Annotated in this window: 20 protein-coding genes; 15 read left to right on the top strand and 5 right to left on the bottom strand. The window is 48.2% G+C overall.

Annotated features, from left to right (window positions below; genetic code table 11):
* Positions 1-2: 2 nt before the first annotated feature.
* Both K7397_RS02365 and K7397_RS02360 read left to right on the top strand, forming a co-directional pair.
* Positions 3-1031: a serine hydrolase domain-containing protein gene (locus K7397_RS02365; RefSeq protein ID WP_223066335.1), complete on the top strand. Its 1029-nt coding sequence runs from the start codon at positions 3-5 to the stop codon at positions 1029-1031.
* Positions 1032-1270: 239 nt separating this feature from the next.
* Complete coding sequence (locus K7397_RS02360) at positions 1271-3427, top strand: anthranilate synthase component I (protein ID WP_337926659.1); 2157 nt, start codon at positions 1271-1273, stop codon at positions 3425-3427.
* 270 nt (positions 3428-3697) lie between these two features.
* Here the strand turns inward: K7397_RS02360 and K7397_RS02355 are convergent, their stop codons facing one another.
* From K7397_RS02355 to cls, 3 genes are all read right to left on the bottom strand, one after another.
* Positions 3698-4192, bottom strand: coding sequence for a hypothetical protein (locus tag K7397_RS02355; protein WP_223066333.1), 495 nt, complete (start codon positions 4190-4192; stop codon positions 3698-3700).
* Positions 4193-4247: 55 nt separating this feature from the next.
* Positions 4248-4664, bottom strand: coding sequence for a MarR family winged helix-turn-helix transcriptional regulator (locus tag K7397_RS02350; RefSeq protein ID WP_223066332.1), 417 nt, complete (start codon positions 4662-4664; stop codon positions 4248-4250).
* 84 nt (positions 4665-4748) lie between these two features.
* Positions 4749-6143, bottom strand: coding sequence for a cardiolipin synthase (gene cls / locus K7397_RS02345; RefSeq protein ID WP_223066331.1), 1395 nt, complete (start codon positions 6141-6143; stop codon positions 4749-4751).
* Positions 6144-6283: 140 nt separating this feature from the next.
* On the opposite strand from cls, the gene K7397_RS02340 reads away from it, so the two are divergent.
* Together K7397_RS02340 and K7397_RS02335 are read left to right on the top strand one after the other, a co-directional pair.
* The gene (locus tag K7397_RS02340) at positions 6284-9754 is read left to right on the top strand and encodes a BadF/BadG/BcrA/BcrD ATPase family protein (RefSeq protein ID WP_223066330.1); all 3471 of its coding nucleotides are present in this window, start codon (positions 6284-6286) and stop codon (positions 9752-9754) included.
* Positions 9755-9786: 32 nt separating this feature from the next.
* Positions 9787-11427, top strand: a complete 1641-nt coding sequence (locus K7397_RS02335) for a 2-hydroxyglutaryl-CoA dehydratase (RefSeq protein WP_223066329.1) — start codon at positions 9787-9789, stop codon at positions 11425-11427.
* 76 nt (positions 11428-11503) lie between these two features.
* On the opposite strand, the gene K7397_RS02330 is transcribed toward K7397_RS02335, so the two are convergent.
* The gene (locus K7397_RS02330) at positions 11504-12163 is read right to left on the bottom strand and encodes a class I SAM-dependent methyltransferase (RefSeq protein ID WP_223066328.1); all 660 of its coding nucleotides are present in this window, start codon (positions 12161-12163) and stop codon (positions 11504-11506) included.
* Between the two features lie 185 nt (positions 12164-12348).
* On the opposite strand from K7397_RS02330, the gene K7397_RS02325 reads away from it, so the two are divergent.
* From K7397_RS02325 to K7397_RS02275, 11 genes are all read left to right on the top strand, one after another.
* Positions 12349-13194 carry a metallophosphoesterase family protein gene (locus K7397_RS02325; protein ID WP_223066327.1) on the top strand — a complete coding sequence of 282 codons (846 nt, stop codon included), beginning with the start codon at positions 12349-12351 and terminating at the stop codon, positions 13192-13194.
* 2 nt (positions 13195-13196) lie between these two features.
* Positions 13197-13832 (top strand): glycerol-3-phosphate responsive antiterminator, encoded by a 636-nt coding sequence (locus tag K7397_RS02320; RefSeq protein ID WP_337926658.1) that lies wholly within the window; start codon positions 13197-13199, stop codon positions 13830-13832.
* 174 nt (positions 13833-14006) lie between these two features.
* Positions 14007-15299 carry an ABC transporter substrate-binding protein gene (locus K7397_RS02315; RefSeq protein WP_237690603.1) on the top strand — a complete coding sequence of 431 codons (1293 nt, stop codon included), beginning with the start codon at positions 14007-14009 and terminating at the stop codon, positions 15297-15299.
* A 96-nt stretch (positions 15300-15395) separates the two neighbouring features.
* Entirely contained in the window at positions 15396-16298 is a 903-nt protein-coding gene (locus K7397_RS02310) for an HAD family hydrolase (protein WP_223066324.1), read from the top strand.
* Between the two features lie 29 nt (positions 16299-16327).
* Positions 16328-17398, top strand: a complete 1071-nt coding sequence (locus K7397_RS02305; protein ID WP_223066323.1) for an ABC transporter ATP-binding protein — start codon at positions 16328-16330, stop codon at positions 17396-17398.
* Position 17399: 1 nt separating this feature from the next.
* On the top strand, positions 17400-18272 hold the full coding sequence (locus tag K7397_RS02300; protein WP_223066322.1) for a carbohydrate ABC transporter permease: 873 nt from the start codon (positions 17400-17402) through the stop codon (positions 18270-18272).
* 95 nt (positions 18273-18367) lie between these two features.
* Positions 18368-19198: a carbohydrate ABC transporter permease gene (locus K7397_RS02295; protein WP_223066356.1), complete on the top strand. Its 831-nt coding sequence runs from the start codon at positions 18368-18370 to the stop codon at positions 19196-19198.
* Positions 19199-19209: 11 nt separating this feature from the next.
* Positions 19210-20028, top strand: a complete 819-nt coding sequence (locus K7397_RS02290) for a glycerophosphodiester phosphodiesterase (RefSeq protein ID WP_223066321.1) — start codon at positions 19210-19212, stop codon at positions 20026-20028.
* A 276-nt stretch (positions 20029-20304) separates the two neighbouring features.
* The gene (locus K7397_RS02285; RefSeq protein WP_237690602.1) at positions 20305-20862 is read left to right on the top strand and encodes an AAA family ATPase; all 558 of its coding nucleotides are present in this window, start codon (positions 20305-20307) and stop codon (positions 20860-20862) included.
* A 21-nt stretch (positions 20863-20883) separates the two neighbouring features.
* Positions 20884-21060, top strand: a complete 177-nt coding sequence (locus tag K7397_RS02280; RefSeq protein WP_223066320.1) for a hypothetical protein — start codon at positions 20884-20886, stop codon at positions 21058-21060.
* A 203-nt stretch (positions 21061-21263) separates the two neighbouring features.
* Positions 21264-22217: a metallophosphoesterase gene (locus K7397_RS02275; protein WP_237690601.1), complete on the top strand. Its 954-nt coding sequence runs from the start codon at positions 21264-21266 to the stop codon at positions 22215-22217.
* On the opposite strand, the gene K7397_RS02270 is transcribed toward K7397_RS02275, so the two are convergent.
* A complete protein-coding gene (locus K7397_RS02270) occupies positions 22206-22826 on the bottom strand; it encodes a LysE family translocator (RefSeq protein WP_237690600.1) in 621 nt (206 codons plus the stop codon). The two genes, K7397_RS02275 and K7397_RS02270, sit on opposite strands and share 12 nt — an antisense overlap.
* Positions 22827-22832 lie beyond the last annotated feature (6 nt).

Below are 22832 nucleotides of genomic sequence, written 5' to 3'. Positions count from 1 at the left end.
AAATGAGTCTCTCTCGTAAAATTGAAGAAATGATTAAACAACACAATGAAAATTCGCCTTTTTCAGGAGCGGTTCTAGTTCAACAAAATGAATTGAAAATTTTTGAAGAAAGTTTTGGCTATGCCAATCGGAGCGAGCGAATTCACAACTCGGTGAATACAAGACTCGGGATCGCCTCAGGTTGTAAGATTTTTACCGCGGTTGCTATTTGTCAACTTGTCCAGGATGGGGTTTTAACTTTTGATTCTTATTTGAGTGAGTGTCTGGATATTCCATTCCCTGATTTCGACCCGAACATTACGATACACCATCTGTTAACCCATAGTTCCGGAATACCGGATTATTTCGACGAAGAAACGATGAGTGATTTTGAAGAATTGTGGAAAACGTTACCTATGTACACCATTCAATCCCCGAAAGACTTTTTGCCGATGTTTCAGAACAAACCTATGAAATTTACTCCTGGGGAAAAGTTCGCTTATTGTAATTCGGGATTCATACTGTTAGGTATGGTTGTGGAACAGTTGACAGGATTGGATTTTACAACGTATGTTGAGCAGAATATCTTTCAAAGGTGCGGGATGTTGGATTCAGGGTATTTTAGAATGGATCAACTGCCGGAGCGAACAGCACTTGGATATATAGATCATGAAGCAGGCTGGAGAACCAATGTGTACTCGCTTCCTATTAAGGGCGGGCCAGATGGGGGAGCATATACTACGGTTCATGATTTAATGAAATTTTGGGATGCGTTACTAAACAATCAATTGTTATCTAAAAAATACACGGATATCTTACTGACTCCTCACATAAAAGAAACAGACGATCATTTTTACGGGTACGGCGTGTGGATTTCCATGCAAAAAGATCAAATTTTCAAATACTATGTGATGGGAAGCGATCCCGGAGTGATCATGCAATCATCGGTCTATGCTAAACATAAGATACATGCTCATCTTATCGGCAATATCAACAAAGGTGCTGGCATAATCGCGCGGAAAATTGATGAAATCATCGTTAAAGAATTTTGAAACTTAAGGACTGAATCGCTGCTTAGGTCAACCTGCGACCAGGTTTAGATAAAGCTATGAATGATATTGAAAATACAGCAGCGATCAAGTATGCTTTAAACAGTTGAGATGAGAACAGGTGAGCCTGAGCTGAGATGAGACTAGTTGAGAGTTGTGGAAGGTATTCCATTTTTCATACAAAAAACGCTTTTCACAGTTACCCCTGTTCTCCTCTAAAATTTAGAGGAGGTAATGACCCAGTGAGCATTTTGTCATCCTACATTTCTTTACCCCATCAAACCGTTTATACCACCAAGGAAAATATTGAAGTTACCCGAAGTATGGAGCACGTCGATGCAGCAGCGGCAAATGAAGGCATCCTGAACGAAATTGATTGCCAAAAGGGTGCGCTGTTTTCCAGCGGTTATGAATATCCTGGACGTTATTCCCGTTGGGATATCGGATTTAAAAATCCAGCATTGGAGCTCAAAGCGAGTGGAAGCAGCTTCCAAATTGCAGCGGAGAATTCCAGAGGTCATGTATTATTAAAGCCCATATTCCTCAAATTGAAACATACCATTGAAATTGAAAATCTAAAATTTTCTCACAATATAATTTCAGGAAACATTAAAAGCAGCGGGAAATTCTTTAACGAAGAGGAGAGAACGAAGCAGCCCTCCATTTTTTCTGTTATTCGTGCGATTAAAGAGCTTTTTTATTCTCCCGATGATTCATTTCTAGGGCTCTATGGCGCATTTGGATATGATTTGGTATTTCAGTTTGAACCTATGGAGCTGAAGCACCATAGAAATACCGGGGAATCTGACGTGATCCTCTATTTTCCTGACGAAATCATTGTCGTTGACCATCATATGAAGTCCGCCTATCGCCTATCTTACGATTTCAAGTTTGATGGAGATCGAACGCACGGTCTTGAGAGAAGCGGCGAGTTCCGGCGGCCGAAGTTAAACGGGCAAGTTCCCGCAGATGGCCTTGCTAAAGGGCAATATGCAAACTTAGTTCGCGAAGCCATTCAGTCTTTTAAAGTGGGCGATTTATTTGAAGTCGTTCCCTCTCATACGCTTTACGAGACATGCTCCAGCCTGCCATCGCATGTTTTTTCCCGATTGCAAAGCATTAACCCCAGCCCATACGGGTTTATTATCAATTTGGGAGAAGAATTTCTAGTGGGCTCATCCCCCGAGATGTACGTCAGAGTGGAAGGCAACCGGGTGGAAACATGTCCGATATCGGGAACGATCAAGCGGGGGAAAAACGCGATTGAAGATTCGGATCAGATTAGACAGCTGTTAAATTCCGCAAAAGATGAGTCCGAACTGACCATGTGTACCGATGTGGATCGAAACGACAAATCACGTATTTGCGAGCCTGGTTCCGTTAAAGTGATTGGAAGAAGACAAATTGAAATGTACTCCCATCTTATTCATACCGTCGATCATGTGGAGGGGACTTTGCGTCCTGAATTTGACGGGTTGGATGCATTTATGACGCACATGTGGGCAGTGACTATTACAGGTGCGCCCAAGCGCGCAGCCATTCGTTGGATTGAAGAACATGAGACTTCTCCAAGGAGCTGGTATGGCGGGGCTGTCGGCTACTTCTCTTTCAATGGTGATTTGAATACGGGTCTGACGCTGCGTACCATCAAAATCAAGGACGGTGTGGCACAAATTCGTGTAGGCGCAACGCTGCTTTACGATTCAGTGCCTGAGGATGAGGAGCAGGAAACCCTCACGAAAGCGGCCGCTCTGGTTCAAGCCGTGCGTGAATCCAATAGACCGGAGAAGGACAAGACGCAAAAGGCTCGCTCGAACATGGGGCAGGGCAAGCAAATATTGCTTGTTGACCATGAGGACTCTTTTGTCCATACGTTGTCCAATTATTTTAAGCAAACTGGAGCGTCCGTCATGACCTTGCGCGCACCGTATGCTCGGGATATTTTAAAAGATGAGAAGTTCGATATGGTCGTGCTTTCACCCGGTCCCGGTCGACCGTCGCAGTTTGCATTAAACGATACCATTGCGCTTTGTATAGAAAAGCAAATTCCTATTTTTGGCGTGTGTCTCGGACTGCAAGGCATTGTTGAATACTTTGGCGGGAGTCTGGATATATTGGATTATCCTCAGCACGGCAAGTCCTCACTAGTAAAGACAAGCGGGCTCAGCCCGATTTGGGATGGATTGCCTGAGCAATTTCATGTTGGCCGATACCACTCTTTGTACGCAAAAGAACTGCCAAGCTGTTTGGATGTCAGCGCAGTTTCAGAAGACGGGATCGTCATGGGAGTTGAGCATAAAACATTGCCAATAGCCGCGGTGCAATTTCATCCGGAATCGATCGTTACTTTGCGCGGCGAAGTCGGTTTGAAATTAATCGAAAATGTTGTGTCTTTATAACAAAGAGGTGTCCGAATGAGCGAATTTAGCGCCAGCTATCGATATTGACGACTCGATAATTGCCTGTAATCCGGGTACAATCGTACACTACATTTATGCGGAGGACCATGGCTGGGAGTTAAGAATCTTCAATAAAGAGGATTGAGTTAACGGATTTCGACTTTGAAGAACCTCCGGCATATCAAGTGGCGGAGAGCTCAGGAAAATCAGCTTGGCTAGAGGTGGCTGCCGATCCATTCGGATTAATACGGCCGGGGGAAGCCGCATTAATCAGTATGATTTTGAAGCTTCAGTTTGACGGGATAATTTATAATCAAGAAAAACGATAATGAAAAAAAGGACAAGATTAATCATCCCGCTCAGGTCTTCATACGGATGCTGAGCCAAAAAACGATCAGCTGCTTTCGATGAAGTCATCGCCGCATTCGCCAGATCGCCCAAATGTTTCAAATACGACATTAAGACGAAAAAGGTGTTAAGCAAGAAGAGGATGGAGAAAACAAGTTTCCACCTGAATGCGGCTTGACGGAGGAGCGCCTTTCTCCCAACGTACATCAGAATGCCTGAGATAAACATGACCGCAATACCTGGAATCGTAATGTGATTCAGAATGCCAATCATTTGTGTGCGCATGAGATAGACCCGACTCCAATCGTTCGTGAAGTCATTCGTTCTTGCCAAATAAATAATGCTTAAAATGCTTCCAAAGAAAGCAGCCGTACCGATCATGTAGAGCAGCCGAAATAAAAATGTCCAAAATTTCACTTCAATGTCACCCTCCGCTTTTTTATTTGCATGCTAACTATAAATCGAAAAAAAATTAAAAATTTTGTAGCGTTCGCCTGATCAGCCGAATAAAAAAAGCCGTTTCATCATCGGTAAATCCGCGAAGAGCTTTACTGTTGACTGCCTCTGCTTCGGGAATCAAGCTGTCCTTTAACGATTTGCCGGCATCCGTCAAGTAGACACGCTGGACTCTGCGGTCATGTGGATCCGCTTCCCGTTTGATTAAGCCGGCACGATCCATGCGCTGCAAAATTCCCGTCACTGTAGCCCCTTCATTATCCAACAGCTGCTGAATCTCCACTTGAGAAAGACCTTCTTGTTCCCAGAGAAGAGCAAGTATAGCCCACTGAGAGCCTGTAACGCCATAGGCTTTCAATCGTTTTTCCAGATCGACGGCCATGAGATGGGCGAGTTTATTCACCAGAAATCCCGGACTATCAAACAAGTCCATATCTATCCCCCTATTCTCTTTGCATGCTAACATTATAATGGGTGTCAATAAACTTAGCAAGCGAAGTTTCAAAAAAAAGGATCTCTAAAACAACGGCGAGAGCAGCCGGGAGAAAATTTCTCTCATTTTTTGCAGGGTTGGCCGCTTTTCGAATTCGGATAGCTGAATTTCTTGACTTGCACCGAGATCGGTGAAAAAATCCTGCACCAGTCGATCTACGATCTTCCGGTCGAAAAAGACGGCGTTTAACTCAAATTGGTCACTAAAGCTCCGCATATCCATGTTTGTGCTGCCAGAGCATGCCAAGTCATCAGAAATCAGTACTTTCGCATGAAGAAACCCCTTTTGATAGCAATAAAACCGTACCCCCGCCTCCAGCATTTCCTGGACATAGGACAAAGTACAGTTATAAACCAGTTTCTTGTCCGGGGTGCCGGGAATGATGATACGAACATCCACACCGCTCAAGACAGCCGTTTTTATAGCCAGCAGGATGCCGGGATCGGGGACGAAATAAGGAGTTTCGATATAAAGCCGCTTCTTCGCCGAAACGATAAAGCTGAAGATAAGCTCATGAATCGGTTCATCGGGGCCGCTTTTCACAATCTGAGCCCATTCTCCGCCTTGATGGTCCGAAACCGGATAATAAGCCGGACCGGTAACCCATTTTCCTTTAACCGTATACCAGTCCGTTAAAAAGGTATATTGAATCCACAGTACCGAATCGCCTTTCATGCTGTAATGAGTGTCCCGCCAATATCCGTACGTGGGATCTTTTCCCAAGTATTCATCTCCGATATTCAAACCGCCGAAAAATCCGATTGTACCGTCGACAACTACGATTTTCCGATGATTGCGGTAGTAGAGCCGTTTTTTGAAAAAAGAGCTGATCAGGGGGGAAAAGCATCCGATTTCCACGCCGGCTTGCCGCAATTGTTTGATAAAAGTTTTTCCCAGGCTGCGGCTGCCAACCCCGTCATATAATAACCGCACTTTAACCCCTTCCTGTGCTTTCCGGATCAACAACCGGCCAAGCCTTGAACCGAGATCGTCATCGCGGAAAATGTAGAACTCAATATGGACGTGATGCTTGGCCGCCTCAATCGATTCGAGAATCGCTTCTATGGCTTCTTCTCCTTCGGTATATACTGTCGTTTCATGGCAAGCGGTGATGGGAGCGGTCAATTTGTTATGGAATAAAGTATACATTTTCTCCGAAACCGTATCATTAAGCCTATGTTCCGGTATGCGCCGGCTGGATCGATCCCAAAGTTCCGCCTTGAACGGATCCGAATTCCGTCCAAGAATGCGGCCGTTATACTTTCTCGCTATAAAGCAGTACGGGATGAAGCCGACGAGCGGAAACATGAACAGGATGATAAGCCAGGCTACGGCTTTGTCCGGGCGCCGATATTTAATGATGAGAATGGAAATAATCTGGATAATCAATAACGAGAAAGCCGCAATGATCCAAAGCAATGGATTTGATCTTCCCTTCAAATGCGTTTATTTGCTGCAGGCTATTTTGCCCCCAACGCATGAAAAAAAACAAAACATGATAAAAATCACATTTTTTGAATAAACTATGGAGGAATTGAATTCAGCTAAGGGGTAGTGATATGACGAAAATCCAAGAATGGGATTCTCTAATCATCGGCATGGATGTAGGCTCCACGACCGTCAAGGCTACGGTGGTAAATCCGGACAACAAGCAAATCCTTTGGTCGGATTATCAACGCCATCATACGAAGCAGGCGGAAAAGGTTCTGGAGCTGCTGGTGGCGATTGGAAACGAATTTCCGGATGTTAAACAAGAAAATATTCGCATCTTTGCGACAGGTTCCGGCAGCGGTCCCATTGCCCCGCATATCGGAGCAAAATTTGTACAAGAAGTAAACGCTGTTACCATGGCAGTGGAGCAGCTGCATCCCGATGTCGGGAGCGTGATCGAGCTCGGAGGACAGGATGCAAAGATCATCATCTATAAAGAGAACGAGGAAACGGGAAACAAGCAAGCGATCACATCCATGAATGACAAATGTGCATCAGGCACCGGCGCCACGATCGACAAGTGCATGATCAAAGTCGGTATGCCTATGGAAGAAGTGGGCAAGCTCCACTTTGACGATTCGAAATTGCATCATGTTGCGGCAAAGTGCGGAGTATTTGCCGAAACGGATATCGTCAATCTCGTAAAAAGCGGAATCCCTTCACCGGAAATCATGTGCTCGCTGGCGGATGCCATCGTGATGCAGAATCTTTCCGTTCTCACCCGCGGGAATACACTTCGGCACCGCGTGCTGCTGCTCGGCGGACCGAACACGTACTTGCCTTTCCTTCAGGAATGCTGGCGGCAGCGGATACCGCAAACCTGGATGGAACGGGGGTACGATTATCCGAAAGACAAGCCCACCCAGGAATTGATTTTTGTGCCGGATAATTCGCAGTATTATGCTGCATATGGCGCGGTCCTGTACGGGCTTTATGAACCGGCCGATGTCGGTAAATACCTGGGACTGGAGGGCCTGAAGGAATTTATTGCCCATGGACGCAAAGCGAAACTGGGCGAGAAGGCTGGCCCGCCACTGGTTAATACTGATAATGAAATGGAACAATTTCGCCGGAATTACAGTATTCCCCGCTTCGAGGAGACAACTTTCGTTCCGGGGCAAAAGGTGAGAGCTGTTATCGGTCTTGACGGAGGTTCCACTTCGTCCAAGGCTGTGCTGGTGGATGATCAAGGAAAGATCCTGCTTAAAGAATACCAGCTTTCCAAGGGAAACCCGCTTGAAGATACGAAAGAAATGCTGCTGCGGATCCGGGACAGGGTGAAGGAGCAAGGAGCCGAATTGGAGATAATCGGCTTTGGCGCTACAGGATATGCAGCGGATGTTTTGGAAAAAACGTTAAAGGCGGACGTCAACATTGTTGAGACCGTTGCCCATATGATGAGCGCTGTTCACCAGTTCGGCGATATCGATGTCATCTGTGACATCGGGGGGCAGGACATCAAAGTGCTGTTCCTGAAAAACAGGGATATCCGCAACTTCAAGCTGTCCAATCAATGTTCCGCCGGGAATGGAATGCTGCTTCAGGCGATGGCGGATCAGTTCGGCATTCCGGTTCAGGAGTATGCGGAAACAGCTTTCAACGCCTCCTTAAGCCCTAAATTTTCTTATGGCTGCGCGGTGTTCCTCGATGCGGATCGGGTGAATTTTCAGAAGGAGGGGTATTCCAAAGAGGAACTGCTCGCCGGACTGGCACTCGTTCTGCCGAAGAACGTATGGCAATACGTTGTGCAGATTCCGCGCATGGCTGAACTTGGCCGCAAGTTCGTTCTGCAGGGTGGAACCCAATACAATCTGGCTGCGGTCAAGGCCCAGGTCGATTACATCAAGCAGCGGGTCCCTGATGCCGAAGTTTACGTCCATCCGCATCCTGGAGAAGCGGGGGCGATCGGCGCGGCTATGGAAACGTTGCGGGTAGTAAAGCGGCGGGGGTATTCCACCTTTTTGGGACTGGACACCGCGATCCATCTGCGGTATTCGAGCCGCAACGATGAATCGACCCGCTGCAATTTTTGTCCCAACCACTGCAGCCGGACCTTTATCGACTCCGAGACGCCGGATGGTCAAACCGCCCGCTACATTTCCGGTTTCTCCTGCGAAAAGGGGACGGTGGAGGATCAGGATGCAGTCGCCAAGTTGACGAAGGAGCGGCAGGAACTGAAAAAGCATTACCCCAATCTCGTCGAGTACGAAGCTCGCCGGATGTTTCAGCATTTCTACGATGCGGAGCCGCTTCCGGAACCGGAGCTGCCGAAGGACGATGCCCGGCCGAAACGCGGTCTGCTTAAGCTGGGCGGCTGGCGCGCCAAATCCGGCGAGCGCCCGTTTGCGCGCTCTTCCGCCGAAGCGATGGAGCGGCGCTCCAAAATCCGTATCGGGATTCCCCGGGTGCTAAACATCTGGTCTACGGCGCCATTTTGGCGGACGTATTTCGAGACGATCGGCATAGGCGTGCGAAACATCGTGTTCAGTGATAACACGAGCGAGGAAATGTGGCAGGAGGGCGGGAAATACGGCTCGATCGACCCTTGTTACCCATCGAAGGTAGCCCAGGCTCATGTTCATAACCTGCTGTTCAAGCACCATGAGAAAAAAGAGCTGGATTACATTTTCTTCCCGTGCATCACCCATATTCCGACCCATCTGAACAATGTGATGGATTCGACCAGTTGCCCGATTGTGGCCGGCGCACCGAATGTAATCAAAGCCGCTTTTACGAAGGAAGTGGATTTCTTTGAGACGCGCGGAATCACGTATCTGGATCCGGCGGTGACGTTCATCGAACCGAATTTCATGAAGAAGCAGCTTTATGAGGCGTTTGCGGAACATTTGCAGATCACCGAGGATGAAAGTGATTTTGCCGTCGACCAAGCCTGGAAGGCGCTGGAGCTGTTCGATGCGGAAATGCAAGAGAAAGGACGTTCAATTCTGGAGCAGGTAGAACAGGAGAACCGCCTCGCCATTTTGATGATTGGGCGTCCTTACCATTCCGATCCAGGGATGAATCACGGCGTGCTCGAAGAGTTCCAAGTGCTCGGCTATCCCATTCTGTCGATGCGTTCGATTCCGAAAGATGAGGCCTGGCTCCGCCGCTTTTTCAGCGAGGATCTAAAGAGCGGACGAGTCCAGTATGCGCTCGAAGTCAGCGATGTGTGGCCGGAAAATTTCAGCTCCAACAGCGTGCAAAAAGTGTGGGCGGCCAAGTTTGCCGCGCGCCATCCCCATGTGGCGGTGCTGGACTTGTCCAGCTTCAAATGCGGGCATGACGCACCGACTTACGGGTTGATCGATTCGATGATCAGTACCGCAGGGACCCCATACTCGGCGCTGCATGAGATCGACGCCAACAAGCCGAGCGGTTCGATCAAAATCCGGGTCAAGACTTATGCCCACAGCCTGGGGCTACATGAGGAGCGTCTGCAGGATCTGGCCCGCAAAAAGGCGGAGCTGCAGCAGCGTCTGGAGCAGAAACGCGCGGAGCTGCTAAGTATAAAGCAAGACAATCAGGCTGGAGCGATCTAAAGACAAAACCAATCAAAGGAGTGAACCTGGCTATGAATGTTGCCAAAAGAAAGATAAAACCCGCAGTCCCTTCCTCGATTGAGGACATCCTGTCGGAGTATCAAAAGGAACAGGAAAAATTGTTAGGCCTGGATCAAGAGAACAATAATCATTGGTTTGATCCCGTTCCGCGCCAGTTTTTGGCCAAGGACAAATCCACCACGACGCTTCTGTTCGGAGGGCTCACCATGGCTCACGATTACCTGGTGGAGGGAGCCCTGAAAGGACTCGGCTATCGGGTGCAGCATATGGATTGCCCGGATAACGAGTCGCTGCGTTACGGCAAGGAATTCGGCAATCGGGGCCAGTGCAACCCAACGTACTTCACGGTCGGCAATTTAATCAAGTATTTGCACCACCTTCGGGATGTCGAAGGTAAAACAAAAGAAGAGATTGTCAGCAACTATCTGTTCGTTACCAGCGGTTCCTGCGGCCCTTGCCGCTTCGGCACCTATGTTACGGAGTACCGGAAGGCTCTGCGCGACGCGGGATTTGACGGTTTTCGGGTGCTGCTGTTCCAGCAGACGGACGGGCTGAAACAGGCAACCGGCGGCGAATCGGCGCTGAAGCTGGATACTGCGTTTTTCTTCAGCTTCATGAAAGCCGTGCTTTTGGGAGATATTCTGAACGCGCTGGCTTATCGCATCCGTCCCTATGAGGTGGAGGCCGGTGCGACAGACGCCGCCCTGGAACGCTGCAAGCGGTATATTTATGAAGCCTTGAGCGAGCGCAAACGGCTCAGACCGGTGCTCATCAAATGCCGGAGGGAACTGCAAACCGTTCAGGTGGACCGCACCCGGGTCAAACCGAAGGTCAGTATTATCGGCGAGTTTTGGGCGATGACGACCGAGGGGGACGGGAACTATCAGCTGCAGCGCTTCTTGGAGAGCGAGGGAGCCGAGGTGGAAGTGCAATCGATGACGGCCTGGATCCTGTTCCTCATTTGGGCGGGGCGCTACGATACTTTGAAGCGAGTCGGTCTCCGTGAAGCCGATTCCGGAAAATACGGTCTGAAAGGGAAGAAGCCTTACACGCGTCTGAGCATGCTGTGGCTTGCGGATCGCGCCGTTCGCGTCATGTTCCAAACGTATGCCAAAACCATGGGGCTCTATCATTACCACCTGCCGGATATGGAAGAGATCGCCCGTGTTTCCCGTGATCACTATAATAACCAGGTACGTGGCGGAGAAGGGCATATGGAGGTAGGCAAGCTGATTTTGAACGTCGTCAAGCGGAAAGTGAACATGACGATCTCTGTCAAGCCATTCGGATGCATGCCGTCTTCCGGCGTTTCCGATGGCGTACAATCCTTGATTACCGAAAGATACCCCGACGCCATCTTTCTGCCGATCGAAACGACGGGGGATGGAGCGATCAACGTATACAGCCGGGTGCAGATGATGCTGTTTAAAGCGAAGCAGGCGGCGCAGAAGGAGTTTGAAGAAGCGTTGTCGCACAAAAATGTGTCAGTCGAACAGCTTCAGACGAACAAAGCCCGTCAGAAATTTGCCGATCCGCTAAGAACAAGCCGTCATGTCGTCGCTTGTACGGCCGCGAATGGAGTATACGGGATGCCAAGATTTCGGGGCGGGTTTACGCTCCGGCGCAGCGAACAGAATGTTCAAAAAATATAGCGGAACATAATGAAGAGGGGCTGTCCCAAGTAAGTTTTGATAACTTACGGGACGCCCCTTTTTTCCATACGTTGATTTAACGTACAGTGTTGGCTCTTAGGTTAGACAGAGGCAGTTTCGCCTGCATGTCTTGCAGCTGACTTCCCTCCGGTGCGGCGGTAAACAAAATTTCGTTGTAGAAGAAGCATTTTCTGAATTTTTTGATCACATTGTGCTCGAACTGCTGCCCTTGGAACAGCTGCAAGTAATCATCCTCGCTGCGAATAAACTCACCGTCGTCATACCGGTTCATAAACCAGTTGTTGAATTTGTGCCGCGGACTTAAATACGGCTCAATGATAATCATCTTTCCTCCGGGCTTTAGCACTCTGCGGAACTCTTGCAAATATGCGGTAATTTGCTCGTTCGGGATATGGTGAAGCACTGCGATGACCAAGATGAGATCGATGAACTGATCCGGTATCGGAATACGCTCCTCGTCAAACACCATAAAGATATGCTTCGGATGCAGCCGTCTGGCAAATTGTATTCTTTGGGCATCCGGATCAAGGCCATAATAACGATCCGCATCGCATAGTGTACAGTTTGCCCCTGTACCGCAGCCAAAATCAAGAACACTTCTGTTCTCGAGTGATGTGAGCTTTTTGATGTGCTCATGAATATATTTATTGGTGAACCATCGCGGGCGCACAATCCGGTGATACAAATGGGGAGACAAATACATGAGATTAACCACACCACCTCATTCTATAGGATAAGGCTTAATTTACCTCGGGCCTTACGCATCCATGCAAGGAAAAATAAGGAAACTCTGTTTCCTTACAAAACTTTTATTTAGTTTTTACTCTCTCTTATCATTTATGAACTATGCTGAAAATATCGAAACCGATATCCTAAAGAAACGCGAGAGGAGAGAGCATAATGAAACTTGTTCTGATGGGGGATTTACATTTCCACGGTCTGGACGAAGGGGTCCCGGGATGGCTTGAAGCAAGCGATGCCTTCTATCGAACCTTGCTTGGACGCTTTTTGGAGGTTGATGCCGATGTTCATATTGCTCTTGGAGATTTGACCAATTATGGAACAGCCACGGAACTGCGAAATGTTTATAAGCTGTTAGAGAATAAAGAAAGAACGTTCTATCAGGTACTGGGAAATCATGATCTGTATGCTCAAACAAGAAATGAAGTCCTCCAAATTACCGGACAAGCCCGGTACCATTCGATTGAAACCGAGCGTGCGGTGCTGGCTTTTCTCGATACCGCAAAGGAAATGGACTACGCCGATTGGGGAGGGCATGTTGACGAAGAACAGCTGCAGTGGTTGGAAGGGGTTGTAAGGGCATCTGGAACTAAGCCGCTTTTGGTGTTTGCCCATCATCCGGTATTTAACACAACGAAAGGATCCGACGCTGAAAAAGGTTCCATTCATCCGGACATTGACATGTGGCAGGTGCTGGGGCAGAAGCAAGGAACGGGAATCTATTTTAACGGTCATACGCATGTCGATTCGATTGTCCGGCAGAAAAACTGGACATTTGTCCAATTGTCTGCTTGTCTTGATCAGCAAGCTTTTCGAATAGTAGAAGTTGGCCAGGAGGAGATTCGAATTTCGGCTCTTGATGTCGCAGACGAGATTCTAACGAAGCATGCACCTGTTCTGCACAAACATATGAACCACTTTACGCCAAATCCTGATGCGCGCGGTAAAGAATTGGAACGTGAAGGCACGATCAGCTTACGGACAGCAGTCAATCAGGAGGTATGACAGTGAAGAAACGAAGAGATGAAGAGGTGTTCTTCGATCGATTAAAAACGCACCGGATGATCGCTTCCATCAAGAACCCGAAACAAATCGAGACGGCTTTATCCCTTCGTAATCAGTTAAGCGGCGTGTTCCTGCTTACCGGCCACATTGGTGTCATTAAAGGATATGTGGACTTGTTCAAAGCGCATCACGTCCCTGTCTTCCTGCATTTGGAGAAGATCGGGGGGTTAAGCACCGACTGCTACGGTCTTGAATACTTGGCCAAGGCGATTCAACCAACAGGCATCATCACGACGAAGACAAACGTTGTAAAAAACGTGAAGAAAATGGGCCTGATTACGATCCAGCGTTTCTTTCTCGTGGATACCGAGGTGCTGGATAACATGGCCAAAAGCCTTGAGCAGGTAGAGCCGGACATTATCGAGGTTATGCCAGCACGCATTCCGCAAATGATCGAAACGGTGAAGAGCTTCACGTCGGTCCCGATCATTTCCGGGGGGCTGCTGTCAGCACGAAGCGAGACCCTCGAATGCATCAGATATGGCGCAACTGCGGTTTCTTCATCTAAACCGGAGCTCTGGCGCGAAACGTTGTCTTCTATCGACGCGAATCACCGGGACATCGCTTTAAATTGTTAACGCAATTCTGATAACCGCTTAATACTCTGTTGATAAACAGGCGATATGATGAGAGTAACAAGTAAATAGCTAACAGGTGGAGCTTAGGAGAAACCTTATCAAACTGCCGGCGGACACGCCAGCGGTTCGAATAAGGTTTCTTCTTTTTTCACTACATTCATGAGGAGGGTTTACATGTTTAAGAAAATGAGTTTGCTCACACTTGCAGCCCTAATGGCGGTTTCACTGGCGGCATGCGGAAAGGACAGCGCCTCAACATCGTCCGCCGCTGAAGGAAAGGACAAGATTACCATCAAGTATTGGTACGCGTTTGGGGACAAAATTGAAGAAGCCAAGCTCCATTTAGTAGATGAGTTCAACAAATCGCAGGACCGCTATAAAGTTATTGGGGAGCACCAGGGCAATTACGACGATCTTCACGCTAAAGTTCAAGCTGCATTCGCGGCAGGAAACGCGCCTGCGGTATCCGATCTGGAGATCGCATCCACCGGAGTATTTGCAAACAGCGGCATGCTGGAAGAGCTGACTCCTTTTGCCGAGCGGGATAAGGATCAAGTCAAGATGGATGATTTCATCAAAGGCCTCATGGGCAACGCCTACGTCAACGACAAGCTTTATGGTCTGCCTTTCATGCGCAGCACCCCGATTCTTTATAAGAATGTCTCCATGCTGAAGGAAGCGGGACTCAATCCGGCCGGTCCGAAGAACTGGCAAGAATTCGAACAATATGCGCGTGTCCTGAAAGAGAAAGGAAAGACAGCGATCTCTATGCCTGCTGATATCTGGTTTTACGAAGGGTTCGTTGCTCAAAGCGGCGGACAAATGCTGTCCGATGACGGAAAAAGCGCAGCCTTTAACTCACCTGAAGGGGTTGCTCCGGTTGAGTTCTGGAAGAAATTATCTATGGACGGGCTTATGAAGATCACGGTAGGTAATGAAGCAGGCGCTAACGCGGACAAGGATTGGGCAAACCAGCTTTCCGCCTTCAAGTTCGGTTCAACCGCAGGCGTTTCGGCGGCCATTGAAATTGCCAAGGGGAACAACTTTGAAATGGCAACTGCGTTTATGCCTGCGAACAAGTCGTACGGCGTTCCGACCGGGGGCTGCCAATTGGTCATGACCTCCAAGCTTAGCGATGAAGAGAAAGAGGCGGCTTGGGCATTTATCAAATTTATGACTTCCAAAGAGAACACCATTTATCAGCATAAACACGTCGGCTACCTGCCTACCCGCGTCAGCGCTGTAGAAAGCGAAGAATTGCAGCAGCATTTCAAAGAATTTCCGCAATACAAAGTAGCAGTGGATCAACTCGAATATGCGAGACCGCGCCCGATGGAGAATGCATATCCGGAAGTGGCGAAGATCGTAAGATCCTCCATTGAGAAAGCCATTCTTGATCCGAACGTAACGCCGCAAGAGGCCTTGAATGAAGCTGCGGAAAAAGCAAACAGTCTTCTGAAGAAATAAATCAGGCTTAAAAGCTCCAATGACGTAAGGAAGAGCTGACTTCCAGTTTCGAAAAGTCGGCCTTCCTATATCGCTTGCGGCTTTCGGGGTTACAGCATGGCAACTGACAGAGAGGCGGTGTATGGAATGAACGGGTTAGCTGAGATAAAAGTGATTGTATTTGATATGGATGGAACTTTGTATCAGGAAGATTCCTTTATGGATAGGTACATCCGCTACCTGCTCGAAGGAACGGAATTGGAAGCCGAGACGGAAGCCGCCATACGGGAGGCGGCCAGCATTTTGTCCGGAGAGCACGCGGTCAAATTGGGCCATTTCTGTCATCATGAGGACAATGTAGTGCTGGTGCATGATGGAGGCCGTTTTGTAGAGGCCCTTACGTGGGAAGGTGAAACGGTAGACCAGCAGGAGTTTATGAAGCGGTACGGGCAACTTTCGCTTGACGATCCCGGCCATCATTATATGGGTGATCCATGGGGAATTGTCGAGGCGATTAGTCAAAAGTTCAAGATTTCGAAAGAAAAGCTGATCAAGGCTTATGACCGGGTCCGCGAAGAAATGATTCTCGAACCTTATCAGTTCTCCTGCCACAACGAGCTGTTTGAAGCGATTCGAACGACGGATGCGGTTGACAAAAAAATACTGATGACCAACAGCAACGAACAATCCGGCATCGACTTCCTGGAGTACATGAAGATCATTTCGTATTTTGATGAAATCCATTGCGGCGCGGATAAGCCGCAGGGAATCCAAAAGTTCTTTCAATCGCTGCTGGATCAAGGATATCAGCCTCATGAGATCTTGTCGATCGGGGATAACCCGTGGAACGACCTTTATCCTGTGAAGCGCATGGGCGGCAGAACCTGCTACATTTCCCCTTATTCGAGCGTTGAACTTGAACGTTTGGATTTGCGCCTCCATTCCTTAGACGAGCTGGTCCAGCTTCTGAACGATATTCAGCAAGCCAAAGAGGAAGAAACTGTACGTTATAAAGCTTGACATAAAGCTTGACGAAGGGAGAGACCATGATGGCGAAAATTGAATTGAAGAATATCGGAAAAAAGTTCAAGGACGAAGAAGTCATCAAGAACCTGAACCTCACCATTGAAGACGGATCGTTCACGGTATTGGTCGGCCCGTCGGGCTGCGGGAAATCTACCACCTTGAGAATGATTGCCGGGCTCGACAAACAAACGAGCGGGGACATCCTCATCGGCGGCCGCTCCGTGAACCACATTGCCCCCGGACTTCGCGATGTGGCGATGGTCTTTCAGAATTACGCTCTCTATCCAACGATGACGGTGCGCGAGAATATTGAATTCGGATTGAAAAACAGAAAGGTACCTAAGCAGGAACGGGATACCTTGATTCACGACATCTCTGAGATCGTGGGGTTAACGTCTTATCTCAATAAAAAGCCGCAAATGCTCTCCGGGGGACAACGCCAAAGAGTAGCCCTGGCCCGGGCCATGGTGAAGCAGCCGAAAGTATTCATTCTTGACGAGCCGCTCTCCAATCTGGACGCCAAGCTGCGCAATCAGATGAGAACCGAGCTGATTCAGCTTCACCGGAGGCTCGGAACCACATTTGTTTACGTAACCCATGATCAGGTGGAAGCGATGTCGATGGGGGATGTCATCGTTGTTATGAATCAAGGCGTCATTCAGCAGGCCGCTTCCCCTGCAAAACTGTACGGCGATCCGGAAAATCTTTTTACCGCCCAGTTTATCGGCACTCCCGCCATGAACATCCTGAATTTCAGCGAAGTGCAGGGACTTCATATCCCGGCTGCCGAGCGGATCGGCTATTTGGGTTTCCGGCCGGAACATGTACTGATGAAGCAGGATCTTCACCGGGAAGGGTTTACGTTGGACGGAGAGATCGTGACCCGTGAGAGCCTGGGGGCAGAAACCATTTATCAAATCAAGTCGAAGGCAGGAGTCTTCTTCGTCAAGACCTTCCTTGAGCCGATGGAGATGAACAGCCAAATTAAGGTGACCATCCCTTATGAGCAGCTTTATTATTTTGCTCCGGACGGACAGCGAATCCGCGGGATTGAAGCGCGGGAGAAAAGCCTGTCTTTCGTAGGGGGGAAGTAAAATGACGCTGTGGGAAAAGCTGCGCCCTTACGGGATGGTTGCTCCGGCCATTCTCGTATTTTCCGTTTTTTTCATCTATCCGATTTTTTACATGATCTATTTAAGCATGTTTGATTGGAATTTCATCAGTCCGACCAAAAACTTTGTGGGCTTGCAAAACTTTGTCGACCTGTTTAAGGACCCTGACTTTATGCAGGTATTGAAAAATTCTTTGGTCTACATGCTTCTGACCGTCTCGTTAACGATTGGAATCTCTTTGCTGTTTGCAGTCTGGCTGAATCGAACCGGAGTCTTTTACGGTTTTGTGCAGGGCGCGATCTTCAGTCCGCACATCATCTCTTTGGTGTCCATCTCCTTGCTCTGGAGCTGGCTGATGGATCCGGAGTACGGTCTGCTCAACTGGGCGATCGGGTTATTCGGCTTTGAAAAGCTGCCGTGGCTATCCCATCCCAGCACATCGCTGATCTCTCTGGTGATTGTGGCTGTGTGGAAAGGGATCGGCTTTAACACTTTGGTGTTTATCGCCGGGCTGCAGAGCATCCCGAAGGACATTTATGAAGCGGCTAACCTGGACCAATCCAGACCATGGAAGACCTTTGCCAGGCTGACCTTTCCGATGCTGTCGCCAACGGTCTTCTTTCTGGTCATTATCAACATGATCAGCTCATTCCAGGTCTTCGAAACCATCGCGATCATGACCCAGGGGGGACCGGTCAACTCTACCAATACGCTCGTCTATTATATCTATGACTACGGCTTCAGATTCTTCAAGATCGGATACGCCTCCGCGGCTGGCGTTGTCCTGCTGGTCATTGTCGGTCTCCTGACCCTGCTGTACTTCAAGCTTTTGTCTAATCGCATTCATTATCGCTAATTACCGCTTATAAAGAGGTGAATCCTTTGAAAGAAGCAAACCGCACGATCGCTGAGGGGCGGGTTTGGTTTCAATCTGCCGGCAAGGAAGCATGGATGGCCAAAGGGGCCAACATGGCGATACGAGCCGTTAATCTCATCGGCCTTCTGCTTTTGGTGCTCATTTTTGCCCTGCCATTTGCATGGATGATCTCCACTTCATTAAAAACAATGCCTGAGACGATGGTTTTTCCGCCCGAGTGGATTCCGAAAAATCCGGTCTGGCAAAATTTTTCCGAGGCGTGGAGCTCAGGGCCGTTTCTGCAATATTTTGTGAACAGCGTCGTCATTGCAGTCTGCATCCTGGCGCTGCAGATGCTTACAATTATTCCGGCAGCCTATGCCTTTGCACGCTATCAGTTCAAGGGATCCGGCTTGTTGTTCGGGATGGTAATGATTACGCTGATGATTCCATCCCAGCTGATCTTCCTGCCGGTCTATCTGGAGCTCAGCGCCTGGAAGCTGCTCAATACCCATCTTGGTCTCATCCTTCCGTTCGCGTCCAGCGCATTTGGAATCTTTCTCCTGCGTCAGGCCTTTAAACAGGTGCCGGAGGAATTGATTGAAGCGGCAAGGCTGGATAACGCGAAAGAATGGAAAGTGATCCTGAACATCATGGTGCCGCTCGTAAGACCGGTGCTGATTACCTTTGCCTTGTTCAGCTTCATCGCCCATTGGAACGATTACTTCTGGCCGCTCGTCATGACAACGGATGAAACGGCCCGGACGCTGCCTCTCGGGATCGCGAAGATCCGGGAAGTGGAAGGGGTCGCAACCTGGAACATCCTGATGGCAGGGAATCTCATTCTGGTGCTGCCGATTCTGATCGTTTTCTTTTTTGCCCAGCGTCAAATTATCCGCGCCTTTGTCTATAATGGCGTCAAATAGGAGACGAGAGCGTGGGGAGAAAAAAAGCTGTCATCCTATTTTCCTTCGGATTGCTATCGGTTTTCTTCCTTTGGTCTGCCATTTCAGCGGCGGAAAAAGCCCTCTCCTCGAATGATCTAGATGTCGTAGCTCATCGCGGCGCGTCAGGATACACGCCCGAAAACACGATGGCCGCCTTTGACCTGGCTGTCAGCATGGGTTCGGACTTCATTGAGTTTGACGTGCACATGAGCAAAGACGGGGTGCCGGTTGTCATCCATGATGAAACTTTGGATAAAACGACCGACGGGTCAGGGTATGTCAAGGATTTTACGCTTCGGGAATTAAAGGCGCTCGATGCGGGCAGCTCCTTTAACGCAGCATACGCTGGTGAAAAAATTCCATCCCTGCAAGAGGTAATGGACCGGTATTCCGGTAAAGTCGGGATCCTTATAGAGCTGAAAAAACCGTCGTTATATCCGGGGATCGAAGAAATTGTGGCAGATATTGTACAAAGGTATGAAAACAAAGGACCTATTATGATCCAATCGTTTGAGCAGGACTCGATTCGCAAGATTCATGCGCTATTGCCGGATCTTCCTGTTGCCGTTCTTATTTCCGACAAGCAGCACCCTCTGACCGATGACCAGCTTATCGACATCTCTTCGTACGCATCGTACATTAACTATGATTTGCAGCTGCTTGACGAGGGGGTCGTAAAGGGAATCAAAGCGAAGCATTGCAAAATCATGGCATGGACGATCCGCGAAGGAGATCAGATCGCACAGGCGAGAAAATTGAAGGTGGACGGAATTATAACGGACTATCCCGACTGGATTTTGTACCGGTGAAGGCGGGGCCTTTCCGGCAGCGGACATGTGGGTCTATATAAGCACTCTGTTTCCTCAGGAAACGGGTGCTTTTGTTGTAACCGGGAACTTGAGCTTGATGTGTTCATTATTTAGTGACGTAGTACCCGCTCGGGGTAATTGGCATATCCCTTCCGGCCTTCATCCGTATAAGACCCCAAAAATCTGGTTTGTTCATCCATAGTCTTGAAGATATTACCTGCAGGATTTAAAATCGGTCATTATAGAATCAATTAAGCTTTGATAGGAACATATCTCTTGTTCCAAATTTCGAAGAGGGGAGCGGTACATATTAGAATCCGGATCATAGGCGCCTGCGGCAGCGGAAAATCCTATATCGCCAAAGAATTATCGAAGACTTTCGGCATAAACTGCTATGAAACCGATAACCTGGTATGGGACAGGAGCTATGAGAACAAAAGGTTTCCTGTAGAAGTCAGGGACGCCAAGTTGAACCAGATTGTAAACACGGAATCCTGGATTATTGAAGGCGTTCATCACAAATGGGGAAGGGAGAGCTTTAAGGAGGCTGACTTTATATTTATCATCGTTCCCAATAAATTCATTAGAGACCTCAGGGTCGTTCTCAGATTTATAAAGACAAGGCTTGGAATTGAAAGGTGGAATTACAAGCAAACCTTCAAGAATTTGTGGCAGATGCTGTTTATTTGGAATAAGGCATTTGACAAACAAAATCTGAAGGAAATATTGGAACTGACGATGGAATATTCGGATAAGCGAATCATAGTACAGGACAATAAAGAGGTTCTGAAATACATGCTTCAATATAGAAATGGATATAACCATCAAATATGACGAACCGAAAGGATGAATGTAGTGAGTTTTAGCGTGAGAAAAGCAGAAAAGAAAGACGTTCATGATTTATCCCGCCTCTTTTATGAATTTATCGGGAAGGAATCCGATGTACACGCCATGCAGCAGCGCCTGGAAGACATATCGGGGAACCCGAACTATTATGTCGCCGTTGCTTGCGACGTCTCATCATTTTTATGAATCCATGGGCTACTCGACGGACCAGAGAGGCTTTAAAAAGCGCTTAAACTAGCACCTTTAATTCGGCCATTTGGAGTCCAACACTTCTTGCTTATTCTTAATCACGGTTCTATTTCGTATAGAGATCATTATGGAAAAGGATTAATTGTCCTCATTTAAGGAAAGATAAGGGGAGTGCTTAGACGGATGAGGAGATGAACAGTTTGAACTGGAAACAGAAGTGGGTTCGGGTCTTGTATATACTCATTGCGACCGTTTTGGCCGCCGGATGGCGGGAACCTTATCAAAAGGCAACGGCCAAGGCTGATACGCCTTACGATTTCACCTTTGTCTGGATGTCAGACACCCAGTACTATTCGGAAAGCTATCCGGAAATTTACGACTCCATGGTGAAATGGATTGCGAATAACAAGAAAGAACTGAAGATAAAATATGCGATTCATACCGGGGATTTGGTCAATCAATCGAAGCAGGAAAACCAGTGGAAGGCAGCTGACAGAAGCATGAGCGTGCTGGAGAAAGCGGGTATTCCTTATGGCGTGCTTGCCGGAAATCATGATGTGGGCTACAAGAATCAAGATTATGCCGAATTCCGGAAATGGTTCGGTGCAAATCGCTTCGTCAAGCAGCCAACGTTCGGCGAGTCGTATAACAACAACCGCGGCCATTATGACCTGATTTCGTCAAACGGGACGGACCTGATCATTGTCTACATGGGCTGGGGCGTCGGAGATCCGGAGATCGAGTGGATGAACAAGGCGCTGGCCAAATATCCGAAGCGAAAAGCGATTCTTGCATTCCACGAATATATGCTAACTTCCGGCAAACGTTCCGAGGTTGCAGACCGGATCTACAAGAAGGTGGTGCTTCCGAACCGAAATGTGATAGCCGTTCTATCGGGCCATTTTCATGACGCAGAGCTGAAGACGGATGCGGTTGACGATAACAATGACGGCACAGCGGACCGGGATGTCTACCAGATGCTGGCCGATTATCAGGAAGCGGACCGGGGAGGATCCGGGTATATCCGCATGCTTCAATTCGATTTGAAAAATAACAAGCTTCACGTGAAAACCTATTCTCCGTATTTGAACGACTATAATTATTTCGAGCCGGAGCTGTTTCCGGGAAAGGACGAATTTTCCTTAACCCTGTGATTTTTGCCTTCCAACCATCATCCGGATGGAGAAATACACAAATATAACGCCTACAACGAAATTCAACAAACGGGCCGCAAATGGCGTCATGAACGAATGCGTCAAACTGCCCAAGCCAGCGACCAGGGTCAAGAAGAAAACTGTAGCGAACAGGGCGGCAAGGCCGAAAATGTAAAGCTGCGCCCACCGCAAGTTCTCTTCAATGATTTTGGCTGAAAATATACCTGCCCAAAACAGAATGGTCAGCGGGTTTGAGGCGGTCAGCACGACCGCATACATAAAAACAGAGGACGTTCCTGAAAAGCCCGCAATTTGAATGCCTGGCAGAAGATTGATACCGAAAAGGCTGATAACCATGCTGATGCCGAACAGAAATAGAACGGCGCTGCTGCCTATTTTAAGCGCAAACCTGGCTTTTGGATGATCCATGATCGAAGCAATTCCCAGTATGGCTGACAGAATGAATAGACCGTCAATAAGAGCTACGCCGGCAACTCCGGCTTCTGCAGCCAAAAAACCTTTTTGTGATGCGATCTGAAATATAAAAAAACAAACGGGGCCGACGGCCAACTGCAGCATCATGCCGAATCGAAATCCTTTAATAAGCATGGCACT

This window comes from Paenibacillus caui, from assembly GCF_019904135.1.
Lineage (GTDB): Bacteria > Bacillota > Bacilli > Paenibacillales > Paenibacillaceae > Fontibacillus > Fontibacillus caui.
This window is presented reverse-complemented; position numbering and strand designations above follow the sequence as displayed.